Genomic DNA, 16,560 nt, shown 5'->3' on the forward strand with positions numbered 1-16,560 from the left:
CTGTGGGTGGCCGGGCGGGGAAGCGGGCTGGCACCGGCTTGCTAAAAACGAGTCTAGCCTTCCTCGTCTTTCGGCGCTGCCGGCGGGCAGTTCGGCTTGGCCTTGGCGCGGCGTTTCGGCGCGGTGGTGGCGAATTCGACGGCGTTCATCGTCCCCGACTTGTCCTTGTCCGCATCCGCGAACTTGGTCGTGGTCTTGGTCGCCCATTCGTCGAACGACAATTGGCCGTCATGATTGATGTCGAGCTTCGCATAGGCCTTGCGGCGCGAGACGAGATATTCCTCGCGCGTGACCGCGCCGTCGCGATCCTTGTCGTAGCGGTTGAACCGCTTCTCCTCGCGGGTCTTGGCGCCCGCCTCCGGAATAGTGTCAGGCAACGCTTCGTCGTCGTCGGCAACCTGGCCCGCATGCGCCGGCGCCGCCATGAGTGGTGAAACCGGGCGAGCGGACCCGCCAGCCAACATGATTCCCGCGATGATCAACATCAGCGCCGCCACGCTGCCCGCCACATAGCGCCACATCATTTCCGTCTCCCAACTGACAATAGGTCCAGACTATCGCGGATTGGCCGTCTCGGACAAGCTAACGTCCCCGAATCCGATGAATCAATATGCGCCACACGCGGTGCGGCGCGCCATGTGGGATCGGTTCGCCGATCGGCACCTTCAGGTCGAGCCGTGCGAGATGGGCGAGTGCGCCGAGTGTCCGTCCTGCACGGCTCCACCGCACGGCGGTCGCGGCGACCAGCGGGCCGGTGGCCAGACGCAGCGCGTTTACCGCGACCTGCCTGTCCTCCACATTGCGCGCCAGATCGGCCAGCGCCCAGCCGCGCCCGGCCGGTGCGATCGGATCGGTCGGCGCTGTGCCAAGCAACGTTCCCGCCGCGCCGAACAGGATCACGCCCCGCCCCGCATAACGCTCCAGCGTTGCATCGTCGGGCGTCTCCGGATCGAGCAGCACCTCCCACGCGTCGATCATGTCGGCAAGCAGCGCCCCCGACACGCCGCGCGGGATCACCTCGGCCGCGAGTGCCTGGAGGACCGGCTCGGCCGGGACGCTCCCGTCGTCAAGCTTGCCCAGCGCCTCATGCCACCAGGTCAGCCGCATCTGCCCGACCAGCGGCTCGCGCGTGGTACGCAGGATCGCAGCGAGCGTGTCGTCGAGCGCGAAGAGCGCAGTCACGCCAGCGCGATGCGATATGGGCGAATAGGATAATGCGAGAAGACGCTCCGGGTCCGCCGTCATGAGGTCGCGGCCCCAGATCGTAACCATAGCATTAACCATGTCGATTGAAGCGCAATTATCCCTTCGCCCCGCATAGGCCGCTGGTTGGGACCAATATCTACCAAGCGGGGCGGCTGAATGTCGGGGATCAAAGCGATCGAGCGAGTAATGACGCGCGGCTTCATGAGCCGCCTTGCACATGACGTTCGCGGCAACACGCTTGCCATGATGGCGATCGCGCTCTTCCCTATCTGCGGCATCGTCGGTTCGGGCATTGACACTGCGCGTCTCTATGTCGTCAAGGTGAGGCTGCAACAGGCCTGTGACGCCGGCGTGCTCGCAGGTCGCAAGTCGATCGTCAACAGCACCGCGCCGCTTGATGTTTCGCCGGCGGGCCAGGCGCAGACGTTCTTCAAGAATAATTTCAAGAACGGCTGGATGCGTACCAACACGACCGCTTTCACACCGGTCAAGACGACAGACAATCAGGTTTCCGGCACCGCCAGCGTCAACGTGCCCATGACGATCATGAAGATGTTCGGCGCGGCCGATGTCGCGCTCAACGTCGCATGTCAAGCGCGTTACGACGTGGCCGACACTGACATTATGTTCGTGCTGGATACGACCGGGTCGATGGCCGGCAAGCCGGACGGCTCGGGTGCCGGCGGCAAATACGCCTACACGCGCGAGGACGGCACGACTGGCTACGCTTCGGGAGAAGCCTCCTCGGATTCAAAGATCGCCGGCGTTCGCGCTGCCGTGCTCAACTTCTACGATACAATCGACTCCACCGCCGACCCTTCGACGCATATCCGCTATGGTTTCGTGCCGTATAGCGTGACGGTGAACGCGGGCGCGGCAATTCGCTCGCTCAATCCATCGTATCTGGTCGATAAGTGGACCTACAATACGCGCGAGCCGGCGGGCATCGCTACCAATACGGTCGAGAACAACGACACGGTCTGGAACACCGCGACCGTCATCACCGACAAGGTCGCGTCGACTTCCTGCACGGTCGGCGTCGTGCGGACACCGGCAAACGGCTATGTTGTCGCCGGATCCGGCATCGCCGCTACCGCGACCGCTACTCGGGTAACGAAGACCTACCAGGCGCAGACCAACAACAAAGCCCCGGGGACCTGCACGGTCAAGACCGAGAAGCTGAAGGTCACCTGGAATTACTTGAACAAAGAACTCGACGTGTCGCAGCTCAAGACTGGCGCCGCGACCGTGGATCGCACGCGTTATGGCGGCGGCACGATCACGTGGCCGGGTTGCATTGAGGAACGGCAGACCACTTTCGGCGCGACCAGCTTCAATCAGAGCGCCCTGCCGCCCGACCTCGATCCGGATTTGACGCCGAGCTCCGATGACACAAAATGGAAGCCAGCACTGCCCGAGCTAAGCTATTACCGTGGTAATAATACCAGCGTGTACAATGCCGGAAGCTCGAACACCGCGAGTAGCGATGTGAGCGGAACCGGCACTACGCTCGGCAAGTGGCTAGCAGCGAATTACAACGGTGATGGCGTCGCCTGTCCCAAGGCGGCCAAGCGCCTGTCGGTTATGACACGCGGTGAGGTTGCCACCTATGTATCATCGAGCGGTGACCTGCGGCCCTCCGGATACACTTATCACGATACCGGCATGATCTGGGGTACGCGCTTTCTCGCGCCGAAAGGGCCGTTCGGGGCGGACACCGCAGCCTGGCCCAATCGCAACGAGCCGAACCGTTTCATCGTCTTCATGACCGATGGCGACATGAACAACGTCGTGACCGCTTACAGCCTCTATGGCATCGAATATTATGATAAGCGTGTCAGTGGCCTGGACAATGACGAAGCCTATCACAACGCGCGCTTCGTGGCGGAATGCACGGCTGCCGGGTCACGCGGTATCACGGTGTACGTCGTCGCGTTCGGCACAGCGCTGAATCAGGAGCTGAAGGATTGTGCCAAATACGGCAAGGGGAAGGCCTTCACAGCCACCGACACCGCTTCGCTGAACACCGTTTTCCAGGACATCGCCAAGCAGATCGCGCTGCTCCGGATTTCGCAGTGATACGCCGTCTTCTCAACCTCGCACGCGATCGGCGCGGCTCTACCGTCATTGAATTCGCCATCATCGCGCCCGTCATGATGCTGCTTCTGATGGGATTGAGCGATCTCGCTTATCAGGTCTACGCACAGTCGCTCGTCAACGGCGCGATGCAAAAAGCCGGGCGCGATTCAACGATCCAGGGCGGCGGTAACAACACGGCGGCAATCGATGCGAAGGTGTCCGACATGGTCAAGAAGATCGCCAAGAATGCGACCTTTGCCTTCACGCGGAAGAATTACGATTCGTTCAGTACAGCCAAGCCCGAACCTTTCATCGACACCAACAACAACGGCATTCGCAACTCCGGGGAGTGCTTTACCGACATCAACGCGAACAGTCAGTGGGATGCCGATCCGGGCGCGGACGGTCAGGGCGGCGCGAACGACGTGACGCTATATTCGGTGCAGGTCGCCTATCCCCGGCTCTTCCCGGTCGCGGGCCTTTTCGGCTGGCCATCGACCAATACGATCAACGCCAGCACGCTGCTCAAGAACCAGCCCTACGCAACGCAGCAGGTCGCCGCGGCACCCAAGCAGGTCTGCACATGAAGATAAATCTCCGCTCCAAAATTGCCGGCCTTAACAGCGCGCGCCGCCGCCTCGCTCGTGACAAGAGCGGCTTGGCGATGCTTGAGTTCGCCTTTTCGATGCCGATCGTGCTGATGATCGGCCTATACGGAATTGAGACTGCCAATCTGGCCCTGATCAATCTGAAGGTCAGTCAAATCGCGCTCGGCCTGGCCGACAACGCGGCGCGCGTCGGAACGATCGATTCGAATCAGGTCGAGCAGCTTCGCGAAGTCGACATGAACGACGTGCTGGACGCTGCGCGGACGCAGGGCAAAGGCATCAAGCTTACGACCTATGGCCGGATCACCGTATCGAGCCTGGAGGCGGACTCGGCAGGGGCACAGCGAATCCATTGGCAGCGCTGCGTGGGTATGAAGAACGGTGCGGGCTATGACTCGTCCTATGGACTAGCGACCACCGGACTTTCGAATGCCGGCGCTTATGACCCGAACGCAGGCGTAAACACCGCGACGCTTCCGCTCGACAATTCGGCCGCTCACCCTGGCGCCCTTGCCGTCGGTGCAGCCGGCGGGCCAGTGCTGGTCGGCATGGGCGACAGTTCGGCCGACGCGGTGAAGGCGCCCACCAACGGCGGCGTGATGTTCGTCGAGGTCAATTATTTGTACCAGCCGGTGGTCGGCAACTGGCTCTATGGCGCTATGCGCATCCACTATATCGCGTCCTTTGTGGTGCGCGACAATCGCGATTTCGCGCAGGTCTATAACCCGTTGCCAATCGCGACGAAAGCAACCTGCAACACCTACGCGGCATGACACACTTTAGCGGTATGTCACCTTCTTCACCGCTTCGACGATCTTCGCCGAATTGACCAGGGCGAGTTTTTCGAGGTTCGCCGCGTAAGGCAACGGCACATCCTCATTGGCGACGCGCAGGACGGGTGCATCGAGGTCGTCAAACCCTTCCTCCATGCAGATCGCGACGATCTCCGACGCGATCGAGCAAGTCGCCCAGCCTTCTTCCACGACGACCATGCGGTTGGTCTTCTTGAGACTCTTGAGCACCGCCTGTTTGTCGAGCGGGCGCAGCGTGCGCAGGTCGATGACCTCGACGTCGATGCCCTCCTTCGCCAGTTCCTCGGCGGCTTCGAGCGAAAGCCCGACACCGATCGAATAGCTGACGATCGTCACGTCCTTGCCCTCGCGCATGGTGCGCGCCTTGCCGATCGGCAGGACATAATCGTCCAGCTTGGGCACTTCGAAGGTACGACCGTAAAGCAGTTCGTTTTCGAGGAAGACGACCGGATCCTCGGTGCGGATCGCGGCCTTCATCAGTCCCTTGGCATCGGCCGCGTCGTATGGCGCGATGACGATCAGGCCGGGCACGCTGGCGTACCACGGTGCGTAGTTCTGGCTGTGCTGTGCGCCGACGCGTGAGGCCGCGCCATTGGGGCCGCGGAACACGATCGGGCAGCGCATCTGGCCGCCCGACATGTAATTGGTCTTGGCCGCCGAATTGACGATATGATCGATCGCCTGCATCGCGAAATTGAAGGTCATGAACTCGACGATCGGACGCAAGCCGCCCATCGCCGCGCCCGTGCCGACCCCGGCAAACCCATATTCGGTGATCGGCGTGTCGATCACGCGCTTGTCGCCGAATTCCTCGAGCAGGCCCTGACTGACCTTGTACGCGCCCTGATACTGCGCGACTTCCTCGCCCATCAGGAACACGCGGTCGTCGCGGCGCATTTCCTCCGCCATCGCATCGCGCAACGCTTCGCGCAGCGTGACCTTGACCATCTCGGTCCCCTCAGGGATCGCCGGGTCGGTCGGGCCGTCATGCCTGGCGGCTTCGTACATCTGGCGTGCACCGGTCTCGACCTGGTGCGGCGTCGCGCTTTCCGGTGCTGGCGGCGCCTTGTCGGCAGGTGGCTCTTCCTTGGATTCTGCCCTGGCCGGCGCAGCTTCGGACGGCTCTTCGCCCTCGGCGTCGAGCGTCGCGATGACGGTGCCGACCTTCACATTGTCGGTGCCCTCGGCGATCAGGATCTTGCCGATCGTGCCTTCATCGACCGCTTCGAACTCCATCGTCGCCTTGTCGGTCTCGATCTCGGCCATGATGTCGCCGGACTTGACGGTGTCGCCTTCCTTCACGAGCCATTTGGCGAGCGTGCCCTCCTCCATTGTCGGGGAGAGCGCGGGCATCTTGATTTCAATCGGCATCAGTAAGTTTCCACCAGCACGTCGGTATAGAGTTCGGCGGGCTCCGGTTCGGGCGCGCTCTCGGCGAAGTCGGCGGCTTCGTTGACGACCTTGCGGATTTCCTGCTCGATCTTCTTCAGCTCGTCCTCCTTGACGCCTTCGGCTTCAAGCAGCTTCTTGCAATGGTCGATCGGATCGGACTTGTCGCGCACCGCCTGGACCTCGTCGCGGCTGCGATATTTCGCCGGGTCGGACATGGAATGGCCGCGATAGCGATAGGTCTTCATTTCGAGGATGATCGGCCCCTTGCCCGCGCGAACCCAGGCCAGCGCCTCTTCGGCCGCGCCGCGTGCCGCGAGCACGTCCATGCCGTCGATCTGGATACCGGGGATGCGAAAGCTTTCGCCACGGCGGAACAGCTGGTCCTCGGCCGATGAGCGATTGACGCTGGTGCCCATCGCATACTGGTTGTTTTCGATCACATAGATGACCGGCAGCTTCCACAGCTCGGCCATATTGAAGCTCTCGTAAACCTGGCCCTGGTTTGATGCCCCGTCGCCGAAATAGGCGAGGCAGACACCGCCATCGCCCTTGTATTTATGGCTGAAACCAAGCCCGGTGCCGAGCGAGACCTGCGCGCCGACAATGCCGTGCCCGCCATAGAATTTATGTTCGACGCTGAACATGTGCATCGATCCGCCCTTGCCCTTGGAAATGCCGGCCTGACGCCCGGTCAGCTCCGCCATCACGTCCTTGGGTGGGATGCCGCACAACAGCATATGGCCGTGATCGCGATAACCGGTGATCACGCTGTCCTTGTCCGACAACGCCGATTGCAGTCCGACCGCGACCGCTTCCTGGCCGATATAGAGATGGCAGAAACCGCCGATCAGGCCGAGGCCGTAAAGCTGACCGGCCTTTTCCTCGAAACGGCGGATCAGCAGCATCTGCTTGTAGAACTGGAGCAGCTCATCCTTCGAAGCCTTGTAGAGCTTTGGCTCATTGGGGCGCTCGCGATTGGGTGTCAGCGGTTCGGCTTTTCGGGCGGCGGGGGCTTTGGCCACGATGGGGCAACCTCGTTTTCCGTGGGGAGGGGAAGCGGTGCCTATAAGCCCGTTTCGGGCCGGACATCAATCGTCTGGACAACAGGCGAAGTTTGCGGGTGCCAAGCAATCGGCGATTGCCGCGACGCAATGCTCGCGCCTAAAGGTTTTCGCGATGCCCCCCGCCCCCCACCCGTTTCGCATCGCCAATTTCCGCGCCTATTGGGCGGCGCGCTTTGCGATGACGATTGCCCAGAACGCGATGATCATCGTCATCGGCTGGCAGACTTACACGATCGCTCGCCAGACCATGTCACCGAGCGCCGCGGCGGCGCAGCTCGGCCTGATCGGTTTGCTGCAATTCATACCCTTGTTCGTGACCACACCGATCAGCGGCTGGGTCGCCGACCGTTTCGACCGGCGCTGGATCACGCGCGTCACGGTGACGATGCAATTCACCTGCGCGCTCATTCTCGCTCTCGTCACGCTCGACGGCGCGATGACCCTGCCGGTGCTGTTCGGAGTCGCCGTCCTGCTCGGTCTGGCGCGCGCCTTTGCCGGACCGGCATTCAGCGCGCTCGCGCCGAATCTCGTGCCGCGCGAAGTGCTGCCCACCGCGATCGCGCTCAGCTCGATCTCCTGGCAGGTCGGCACGATCATCGGCCCGGCGGTCGGTGGCTTCGCCTATTCGATCACACCGTCGGGCGCCTATTGGCTCGCCACCCTGTTGTTCGCCGTGGCGTTGGTCTGCGTGTTCCTGATCGGCAAGGTACCCCGCACCATCGCGGTCGGCAGCGCGCATCCGTTGAAGCAGATCGCCGACGGCCTGACCTATGTTTTTCACAACAAGATGGTGTTCGGCACCATCACGCTCGATCTGTTCGCGGTGTTTCTGGCGGGCACGACCGCCCTGCTGCCGATCTATGCGCACGACATTCTGAAGGTCGGACCGCAAGGGCTGAGCGCACTGGCTGCCGCGCCTGCGGTGGGCGCATCGATCGTCGCGCTGTTCTTCTCGTTCCGCCCGCTCAAGACCAATGTCGGCCCCAAAATGCTGATCGCGGTGCTGATCTATGGAATCGCGACGATCGTGTTCGGCCTGTCGCAGATCATGGCGCTCAGCCTCGGCGCGCTCGTCGTGGCCGGCGCGGCCGACATGTTCTCGGTCTATATCCGGCAATCGCTGATCCAGCTCTACACCCCGGACGACAAGCGTGGCCGGGTCGGCGCGGTCTCACAATTGACCATTTCGGCGTCCAACGAACTGGGCGAGGCCGAATCGGGGTTCCTTGCCGCGGGGCTGGGCCCGGTCGGCGCGGTGCTGGTCGGCGGCACGGGAGCGATTGTGGTGACAATCCTGTGGACCTATCTGTTCCCTGTTATCCGCAAGGCAAAGACATTCGATCCACCCGAAACGGCACGAGATGCCGCAGACACTGAGATGGAGGCAGCACGATGAAAGCCAACACGATCCTAGAGACGATCGGCAACACCCCGCACATCCGCGTGACCAAGCTGTTCCCCGACCGCGAAGTGTGGATCAAGTCGGAGCGCTCCAATCCGGGCGGGTCGATCAAGGACCGCATCGCGCTCGCCATGGTCGAAGCGGCCGAGGCGTCCGGTGATCTCAAACCCGGCGGCACGATCATCGAACCGACCAGCGGCAATACCGGCGTCGGCCTGGCGATGGTCGCGGCGGTCAAGGGCTATAAGCTGGTGCTGGTCATGCCCGAGAGCATGTCGCTCGAACGCCGCCGCCTGATGCTCGCTTATGGCGCGACCTTCGACCTGACACCGCGCGAAAAGGGCATGAAAGGCGCGATCGAACGCGCGCTTGAGCTGGTCGACCAGACCGCCGGCGCATGGATGCCGCAACAGTTCGAGAATCCCGCCAATATCGCGATCCATAGCCGCACGACCGCGCAGGAAATCCTCGCCGACTTCCGCGATACGCCGATCGACGTGATTATCACTGGTGTCGGCACCGGCGGCCACATCACGGGTGTCGCAGAGACACTCAAGAAGGAATGGCCGGACCTCAAAGTCTATGCGGTCGAGCCCGATGCGTCGCCGGTAATTTCCGGCGGCCAGCCCGGCCCGCACCCGATCCAGGGCATTGGCGCAGGGTTCGTGCCGGCCAATCTCCACACCCAGGCAATCGACGGCGCGATCAAGGTCGATGCGGCGTCCGCCAAGGATTTCGCGCGCCGCGCCGCGACCGAGGAAGGCATGCTGGTCGGGATCAGTTCGGGCGCGACGCTGGCGGCGATCAAGCAGAAGCTGGTCGACCTGCCGGCAAACGTACGTGTCCTTGGCTTCAATTACGACACCGGCGAGCGTTACCTGTCGGTGCCCGACTTCCTGCCGGAAAGCTGAGGCGAGCATCGCCTGCGCAACCTGAAATGACATCTGCCTCGCCGTGCCCATGGGCATTGCGAGGTCGATGCTCGTTCAGGCGAAGCGAGCGACTGGAGCGATTTCTCATTCCGCGCATTGTGCGCTAAGAGCCTTTTCGGTTTAGACGGTGCCGGCCTGTTCCCCCTCCCGGCCACCCGCAGCGTATCCTGAATGGGTGGCCGGGAGGGGGAGCGGGCCGGCGCCGTATCGACGTAAGTCGGAAAGACTCGAAAAGCCCGCTGCCCGACCCGCCAGGAGCCGACCGTGATTTTCAAACAGCTCCCGCCCGGCCACCGCTGAGCCGCTTTTCCGTGATCGATACACCAATCATCGCCGGCCCCCGGGCCGACGCATCGCCCGCGATGGTCTTGCGGCTGTTGGTGGCGGCCATCGCTCTCGTCGCGACCGCAGTGCCGGCGCTGATCGTCATTTTCGCACCTCCGATACGCCCGCAACGTCATATCGCGATGCCGCAGCAGCGCATCGTGCCGCAGGCCGAGTTGCCGCCGGTCGAACCGCTCAAATATCGGGATTTGCCGCCGGACGACGCGCGCACCTTCAACGCCACCATCCCTTATTCGACCGCGCCCAATCCGGCGGCACGGCCGTTCGTGCTGAGCGGCACCGACGAGGACAAGGCGCGCGCGATCGACTGCATGGCCGCGGCGGTGCTGTACGAAGCCGGGGACGATACGCTGGGCCAGCGATCGGTCGCGCAGGTCGTGATCAACCGCACCCGCCATCCCGCCTTTCCCAAGACGATCTGCGGCGTGGTGTTCCAGGGCGAGGAACGCGCCACCGGTTGCCAGTTCACCTTTACCTGCGACGGGGCGCTAGTCCGCCATCGCTGGTCCGACCTCGCCTGGAAACGCGCGCGCGAAACGGCGGCGCTGGCGTTGACCGGATCGGTGTTCAAGCCGGTCGGCTATGCGACGCATTACCACACCGATTGGGTAGTCCCTTATTGGAGTTCCAGCCTCGACAAGGTAACCAAGGTGCGCACGCATTTGTTCTTCCGCTGGACCGGCTGGTGGGGCACGCCGCCGGCGTTCGGGCGACGCGTATCATCGTCCGAGCCGGTGATCGCCCAGCTCGCCGCCCTGTCCGACGCGCACCGCATGGGCGCAGCACTCGAAGAGGCCGCGGCGGCGACGATCGAGGGCGCGGCGGCAACCGGCGCCCTGACCCAGCCGATCGCCACCGATACCAACAGCTTCATCGTCACGCTCGACCCGAAAATGCCGCCCGAGAGCTTCGCCGCCCTGGCCTCTGCGACCTGTGGCGAGCGCCCCTATTGCAAGTTCATGGCGTGGAGCAGCAAGGCGAAGACACCCGCCGCGGTGCCGCTGCAGTCGAGCCAGGTATCGACCATGTCGTTCAGCTATCTGCGCGATCGGACCAAGGGTTATGACAAGGCGCTGTGGAATTGCGCCGAATATCGTCGCCCCGATTTGACCCAGTGCATGAAGCTGCAGGTGTTCGTGCCGGTGATTCGCCAGACCGAGGGTTTCCGGCTGGAGAATCTTCCCGGGTCACGGGTCGTACCGCCGCCGGTGTCGTCGACGCTGAAACCAGCGGCCGACGGGCTTGCCGGCGTGCGTCGGCGGGTCGAAATTACCGCCGTCCCGGCGAAGTCGATCCCGCAGGTTGCGGCAACGCCGGTGCCCAGGCCTTAGACGAGAACTAGGCCGTGTTCACCACCTCCGCCGTCACCCCAGCGAAGGATGGGGTCTTGCTGAGGCGGGCTCCGCACTATCCCCAATGAGATCCCCGCCTTCGCTGGGATGACGCGTGGGCGCGCGGCCCGCCCCCTCAGGCCGTCATGAACATCTCCGGCGGCAATGCCATCATTGCCTCCGCACCACCCTCGATCTTGCGGCGCAGCGCGCCGGCGTCGGGCAGGATGCGTTCCGCGAAATAGCGCGCCGTCACCAGCTTGGCGTCGAGGAAGGCGGTATCGCCCTCTCCCGCTGCCTTCAGGTCAGCAGCGGCCTTGGCCATGCGCAGCCACATCAGCCCAGTCGCGACGATGCCCATGATGTGCATATAGCTATGCGCGCCGGCGCCGACATTGTCGGGGTTCTGCATGCCGTTCTGCATGAACCACATCGTCGCTGCCTGAAGCTCGCCATTGGCCTTTTCGAGCGCCGTCGCGAAGGCGGCGGTCGCCGGATCGGCCTTGCCCGTCGCGACATCGTCGGCGACGACCTTGAAGAAGGCCTGCACCGCGCGGCCGCCATTCTGCGCGAGCTTGCGCCCGACCAGGTCCATCGCCTGCACGCCGTTGGTGCCTTCATAGATCATCGCGATCCGCGCATCGCGGACATATTGCTCCATGCCCCATTCGGCGATGTAGCCATGGCCGCCATAGACCTGCTGCGCGTTGGTCGCGATGTCGTAACCCTTGTCGGTGCCATAACCCTTGATCACCGGGGTGAGCAGACCGATCAGGTCGGCGGCGAGCTGCTTTTCCTCGTCGGTCGCGGCGGCATGTTCGAGATCGACCTGCAGCGCGCCCCATAAGCAAAGCGCACGAAGGCCCTCGGTCAGCGCTTTGGCATCCATCAGCATGCGGCGGATGTCGGGATGGACGAACAGTGTATCCGCTTTCTCGTTGGGCTCTTTCGGCCCGGTCAGCGCGCGGCCCTGACGGCGGTCATGCGCGTATTGCACCGCATTCTGATAGGCGGTTTCGGCCACGGCGAGTCCTTGCAGACCGACGCCGAGGCGGGCCGCATTCATCATGATGAACATCGCCGCGAGGCCCTTCATCTCGTCGCCGACCAGCCAACCGGTCGCGCCGTCATAATTCATCACGCAAGTCGAATTGGCATGGATGCCCATCTTGTGCTCGATCGAGCCGCACGACACCGCGTTGCGCGCGCCGAGCGCGCCGTCATCGCCGACCATGAACTTGGGCACGACGAACAGCGAAATGCCCTTCGAACTATCCGGCGCGCCCGGCGTCTTGGCCAGCACGAGATGGATGATGTTCTCGGTCAGGTCATGCTCGCCCGACGAGATGAAGATCTTGGTGCCGGTGATCGCATAGCTGCCGTCCGCCTGCGGTTCGGCGCGGGTGCGGATCAGGCCGAGATCGGTGCCGCATTGCGGCTCGGTCAGGTTCATCGTGCCGCCCCATTTGCCCGACACCATGTTGGGGACGTACTTCGCCTGTTGCTCGGGCGTGCCCTTGACCAGCAAGGCGGCGATCGCGCCGTGCGTCAGGCCGGGATACATCGCGAACGCCATGTTCGAGGAGATCATGAATTCCTGAAACGCGGTCGACACGACATGCGGCATCGCCTGCCCGCCGAATTCCTCCGGCGCGGACAAGGTGCCCCAGCCGGACTCGACGAACGCCTGATACGCTTCCTTGAACCCTGCGGGGGTGGTCACGCTGCCGTCGTCGTGGCGCGTGCAGCCCTCCTGGTCGCCCGAATGGTTGAGCGGAAACAATATCTCGGCGACGAACTTGCCGCCTTCATCGAGCACCGCATCGACCACATCGGGCGTCGCGTTCTGGAAACCCGGCAAATTGGCGTGAGCGTGGAGCCCGACGACATGCTCGAGGATGAAGCGCACGTCGCGAACCGGGGGCGTATATTGCGGCATTGTAAGTCCTTCAGCCTTGCTGGGATTCTAAAGAGTTTGCGGGTTTTCGAGAACGGCGACGAACTCGGTGAGCTCGGCGATCGCCGCGTCGATGTCGTGTTTCTGCGATTCGAGCAGCGCGACGCGTTCGCGGCACCGTGCGATGGTCACTTCGCGCTGCGCCTTGCGGCCGTCGCCGATATCGTAAAGATCGATCATCTCGCGGATTTCCGTGAGCGAGAAGCCGACTCGCTTGCCGCGCAGGATCCACGCCAGCCGGGCGCGATCGCGATGCGAATAGATTCGCGTCGTGCCACGCCGTTCCGGCGCGATCAGCCCCTCATCCTCATAGAAACGCAAGGCGCGGGCGGTCACGTCGAATTCGGCGGACAGATCGGAGATCGAGAATCGATCGCGATCGGCACGCTGCGGAACGACGGCATAGGCTGCGACGGTCGACATGGCCGCCTTTGTAAAATCAGCTTACGTGAACGTCAAGGTCAACCGTGGCTGCCCGTCACCCGCCGCTGCACAGTAATTTGCCCTTGGCGTCGCGCAGGGTGGACGCTTCGGACACCGATTCGCTCAACCGGTCCACATCAAGCGCCGCCAGTGATGCTCGACGCGAGCACAGCTTTGCGCAGCCATCGGGAACCTTGCCTGGAAAGGATATCCCGTCGCCCTCAAAGCGCGCATCGAAATTGCATCCGGGCGCATCGGGGAAATCGACATTCAGCGCCTCGCCGACGCGCGTGACGACGCCCGATCCGCCGCAATTCTGATCTTCGCCATAATCGACATATACGCCGATCCGGTACGCGGTTGCGGTGGGGACGACGCACATGCGATCGGTGTCGCGCGCATAGAGTCCCGTGATGTCGGTGCCATTGGGATCGGGAATCACGCCGGCCTCGATCGCCGCGGCTTCGAGGCCGGTCGCCGGCGCGGCTGCGGTTTGTTTCGGTACGTCCGGCTGGCGCGAGCAGGCAGCGACCAGCAACAGCGCCAGGACGAGGCCGCGCCTCATTCCACCGGGCTCAATCCATCGCCCTCGATCCGGCGATAGAAGCAACTGCGCTGGCCGGTATGGCAGGCCGGGCCGGCAGGATCGACGATCAGCCACACCGCATCCTGATCGCAGTCGATGCGGATTTCCGCGACGTGCAGGATGTGGCCCGACGTTTCGCCCTTTTTCCACAGCTTGCCGCGGCTGCGCGACCAGAAATGCGCCTCGCGAGACGCGATGGTGGCGGCCAGCGCTTCGGCGTTCATATGTGCCAGCATGAGCAATTCACCGCTCGCGCGGTCGGTGGCAACGGCGGTGATCAGGCCGTTGGTATCGTAACGGGGATTCAGCTCAAGGCCGGTGTCGCGGGAATCGGGCATGGTGACCTCATAGGGCTGCCTGCTCTCGGGCGAAAGCGCGACACCCGCCATCCGTCACCCCAGCGAAGGCTGGGGTCTTTGTGGGGCTGGCGCCGCGCCTTCCTCATTGAGATCCCAGCATTCGCTGGGATGACGGAAGTGGCGATGGAGAGAAGGCGGGCGACGTATCATCACCCCTTGCGAATCGCCCTGACCAGATCGGCCTTGCCCATCCTCGATCGGCCCGCGATGCCGACCTCGCGCGCTTCCTTCATCAGATCGGCCTTGGTGCGGTCCTCGAGTTCGGTGCCGCGATGGTCGAGCGTGCCCGCCGCCTGGGCATTGGCGATCCGCGCCGCCTTTTCCTTCGACGCGCCGTCGCGGCGCAAATCCTCGTATAATTTATCATTCTTGACGCTCGGCCCGTGATCCTTGGCCATGATTAAGTACCTCCTGATCCACGGAAAACCGCCGATGCGACAGATTGCTCCGGCTCGATGTGACAAAAACGCGACAAACGCGGATCGCGTGCCTATATGGCGGGCGCCGCTTACTCCCCCGAAGGGCGCTATGCTGACAACCAATCCGTTCGATCTCCCCGATGCAAATGGGGACAAGCTGCGCGAAGAGTGCGGCATCTTTGGCGCCTCCGGCAGCGATGGCGCTGCGGCGCTTGTCGCGCTCGGACTCCATGCGCTGCAACACCGTGGCCAGGAGGCTGCGGGAATCACCAGTTTCGACGGTGCCGAATTCCATACGCACCGCGCGATGGGTCATGTCGCGGGCAATTTCGACAGCCCGGCGATCATGAACGCCCTGCGCGGCAATGTCGCGTGCGGCCATGTGCGCTATTCGACCACGGGCGAGACCGCGCTGCGCAACGTACAGCCGCTTTATGCCGATCTCGCGTCGGGCGGCTTCGCGATCGCGCATAACGGCAATATCTCGAACGCGATGCGGTTGCGGCGCGATCTGGTGCGGCGCGGGTCGATCTTCCAGTCGACCTCCGACACCGAAACGATCATCCATCTCGTCGCCACGTCAAACTACCGCACCTTCGTCGACAAGTTCATCGACGCCCTGAAGCGAGTCGAGGGTGCCTATTCGCTGATCGTGATGACCCCGGAGGGCATGATCGCCTGCCGTGACCCGCTCGGCATCAGGCCGCTGGTCATGGGCAAGCTCGGCGAGGCGATCATCTTCGCGTCGGAAACCGTCGCGCTCGACGTGGTCGGCGCGACCTATGTACGCTCGATCGAGCCGGGCGAGCTGGTCATCGTCAAGGGCAGCGAGATGTCCTCGCACCGTCCCTTCGCGCCGACCGAACCGCGTCCGTGCATCTTCGAATATGTCTATTTCTCGCGTCCCGATTCGATCTCGGACGACCGCAGCGTCTATACCGTGCGCAAGGAAATCGGCGCACAGCTGGCGATCGAAAGCCCGGTCGATGCCGACCTGGTCATTCCGGTGCCCGATTCGGGCACGCCCGCCGCGATCGGTTATGCACAGCAGTCGGGCATTCCGTTCGAACTCGGCATCATCCGCTCGCATTATGTCGGGCGCACCTTCATTCAACCCAATAACGAAGTGCGGCATCTCGGCGTCAAGCTGAAGCACAACGCCAATCGTGCGCTGATCAAGGGCAAGCGGGTCGTGCTGATCGACGATTCGATCGTGCGTGGCACCACCAGCCTGAAGATCGTGCAGATGATGCGCGATGCCGGTGCGGCCGAGGTACATATGCGCATTGCCAGCCCGCCGACCCGGCACAGCTGCTTCTACGGCGTCGATACGCCGGAACGCGGCAAGCTGCTCGCCGCCAACATGAACATTGAAGAGATGAACACCTATATCCAGGCCGACAGCCTGGCGTTCGTGTCGATCGACGGCCTGTACAAGGCGCTTGGCGAGCCGGGCCGGGCGGCCAACCGTCCAAGCCATTGCGATGCCTGTTTCACCGGCGATTATCCGACGATGCTGACCGATCATGACGATGTCGCCTCGGTCGATCAGTTCGCTCTTCTCGCGGAGCGAGTGAGCTAAACCCCAAATACGTCATGCCGGACTTGTTCCGGTATCTACCGTGCGGCATGCGCCCCGGGCCGA

General features: G+C 63.2%; 16 protein-coding genes. 7 read left to right on the forward strand and 9 right to left on the reverse strand.

All coding sequences use genetic code 11. The features are described 5' to 3' along the window. Positions 1–53: 53 nt before the first annotated feature. On the reverse strand, positions 54–524 hold the full coding sequence (locus tag ACVWZA_RS06445; RefSeq protein WP_457310341.1) for a histidine kinase: 471 nt from the start codon (positions 522–524) through the stop codon (positions 54–56). A gap of 58 nt (positions 525–582) precedes the next feature. Then, positions 583–1,284 carry a squalene/phytoene synthase family protein gene (locus ACVWZA_RS06450; protein ID WP_457310342.1) on the reverse strand — a complete coding sequence of 234 codons (702 nt, stop codon included), beginning with the start codon at positions 1,282–1,284 and terminating at the stop codon, positions 583–585. 78 nt (positions 1,285–1,362) lie between these two features. On the opposite strand from ACVWZA_RS06450, the gene ACVWZA_RS06455 reads away from it, so the two are divergent. Genes ACVWZA_RS06455 through ACVWZA_RS06465 form a run of 3 tightly spaced genes read left to right on the forward strand, consistent with a single transcriptional unit; the run spans position 1,363 to position 4,666 of the window. Beyond that, positions 1,363–3,285, forward strand: a complete 1,923-nt coding sequence (locus tag ACVWZA_RS06455; protein ID WP_457310343.1) for a pilus assembly protein TadG-related protein — start codon at positions 1,363–1,365, stop codon at positions 3,283–3,285. Continuing rightward, complete coding sequence (locus tag ACVWZA_RS06460) at positions 3,282–3,872, forward strand: TadE/TadG family type IV pilus assembly protein (RefSeq protein ID WP_457310344.1); 591 nt, start codon at positions 3,282–3,284, stop codon at positions 3,870–3,872. The genes ACVWZA_RS06455 and ACVWZA_RS06460 overlap by 4 nt, the downstream gene beginning before the upstream one ends. After that, the gene (locus ACVWZA_RS06465; RefSeq protein WP_457310345.1) at positions 3,869–4,666 is read left to right on the forward strand and encodes a TadE/TadG family type IV pilus assembly protein; all 798 of its coding nucleotides are present in this window, start codon (positions 3,869–3,871) and stop codon (positions 4,664–4,666) included. The genes ACVWZA_RS06460 and ACVWZA_RS06465 overlap by 4 nt, the downstream gene beginning before the upstream one ends. Before the next feature lie 6 nt (positions 4,667–4,672). Here the strand turns inward: ACVWZA_RS06465 and ACVWZA_RS06470 are convergent, their stop codons facing one another. Both ACVWZA_RS06470 and pdhA read right to left on the reverse strand, forming a co-directional pair. Further along, positions 4,673–6,076, reverse strand: a complete 1,404-nt coding sequence (locus ACVWZA_RS06470) for a pyruvate dehydrogenase complex E1 component subunit beta (RefSeq protein ID WP_457310346.1) — start codon at positions 6,074–6,076, stop codon at positions 4,673–4,675. Further along, complete coding sequence (gene pdhA / locus ACVWZA_RS06475; protein WP_457310347.1) at positions 6,076–7,119, reverse strand: pyruvate dehydrogenase (acetyl-transferring) E1 component subunit alpha; 1,044 nt, start codon at positions 7,117–7,119, stop codon at positions 6,076–6,078. Before pdhA ends, ACVWZA_RS06470 begins: the two co-directional genes overlap by 1 nt. A 154-nt stretch (positions 7,120–7,273) precedes the next feature. On the opposite strand from pdhA, the gene ACVWZA_RS06480 reads away from it, so the two are divergent. The 3 genes from ACVWZA_RS06480 (at position 7,274) to ACVWZA_RS06490 (ending at position 11,171) form a co-directional block, all read left to right on the forward strand. Further along, positions 7,274–8,557 (forward strand): MFS transporter, encoded by a 1,284-nt coding sequence (locus ACVWZA_RS06480; RefSeq protein WP_457310349.1) that lies wholly within the window; start codon positions 7,274–7,276, stop codon positions 8,555–8,557. After that, on the forward strand, positions 8,554–9,474 hold the full coding sequence (gene cysK, locus ACVWZA_RS06485) for a cysteine synthase A (protein ID WP_457310350.1): 921 nt from the start codon (positions 8,554–8,556) through the stop codon (positions 9,472–9,474). The genes ACVWZA_RS06480 and cysK overlap by 4 nt, the downstream gene beginning before the upstream one ends. 332 nt (positions 9,475–9,806) lie before the next feature. After that, entirely contained in the window at positions 9,807–11,171 is a 1,365-nt protein-coding gene (locus ACVWZA_RS06490) for a cell wall hydrolase (protein WP_457310351.1), read from the forward strand. Positions 11,172–11,307: 136 nt separating this feature from the next. Here ACVWZA_RS06490 and ACVWZA_RS06495 read toward each other — a convergent pair whose 3' ends face one another. The 5 genes from ACVWZA_RS06495 to ACVWZA_RS06515 form a co-directional block, all read right to left on the reverse strand. Next, entirely contained in the window at positions 11,308–13,110 is a 1,803-nt protein-coding gene (locus ACVWZA_RS06495) for an acyl-CoA dehydrogenase C-terminal domain-containing protein (protein WP_457310352.1), read from the reverse strand. Between the two features lie 27 nt (positions 13,111–13,137). Next, entirely contained in the window at positions 13,138–13,551 is a 414-nt protein-coding gene (locus ACVWZA_RS06500) for a MerR family transcriptional regulator (RefSeq protein ID WP_457310353.1), read from the reverse strand. 55 nt (positions 13,552–13,606) lie between these two features. Further along, complete coding sequence (locus ACVWZA_RS06505; protein ID WP_457310354.1) at positions 13,607–14,116, reverse strand: hypothetical protein; 510 nt, start codon at positions 14,114–14,116, stop codon at positions 13,607–13,609. After that, positions 14,113–14,475 (reverse strand): phosphoribosyl-AMP cyclohydrolase, encoded by a 363-nt coding sequence (gene hisI, locus ACVWZA_RS06510; protein ID WP_457310536.1) that lies wholly within the window; start codon positions 14,473–14,475, stop codon positions 14,113–14,115. Before hisI ends, ACVWZA_RS06505 begins: the two co-directional genes overlap by 4 nt. Before the next feature lie 170 nt (positions 14,476–14,645). Further along, positions 14,646–14,894 (reverse strand): Rho termination factor N-terminal domain-containing protein, encoded by a 249-nt coding sequence (locus tag ACVWZA_RS06515; protein ID WP_457310355.1) that lies wholly within the window; start codon positions 14,892–14,894, stop codon positions 14,646–14,648. A gap of 130 nt (positions 14,895–15,024) precedes the next feature. On the opposite strand from ACVWZA_RS06515, the gene purF reads away from it, so the two are divergent. After that, positions 15,025–16,497, forward strand: a complete 1,473-nt coding sequence (gene purF / locus ACVWZA_RS06520; protein ID WP_457310356.1) for an amidophosphoribosyltransferase — start codon at positions 15,025–15,027, stop codon at positions 16,495–16,497. The last annotated feature ends 63 nt before the right edge of the window (positions 16,498–16,560 follow it).

It is taken from the genome of Sphingomonas sp. UYAg733, from assembly GCF_054057355.1.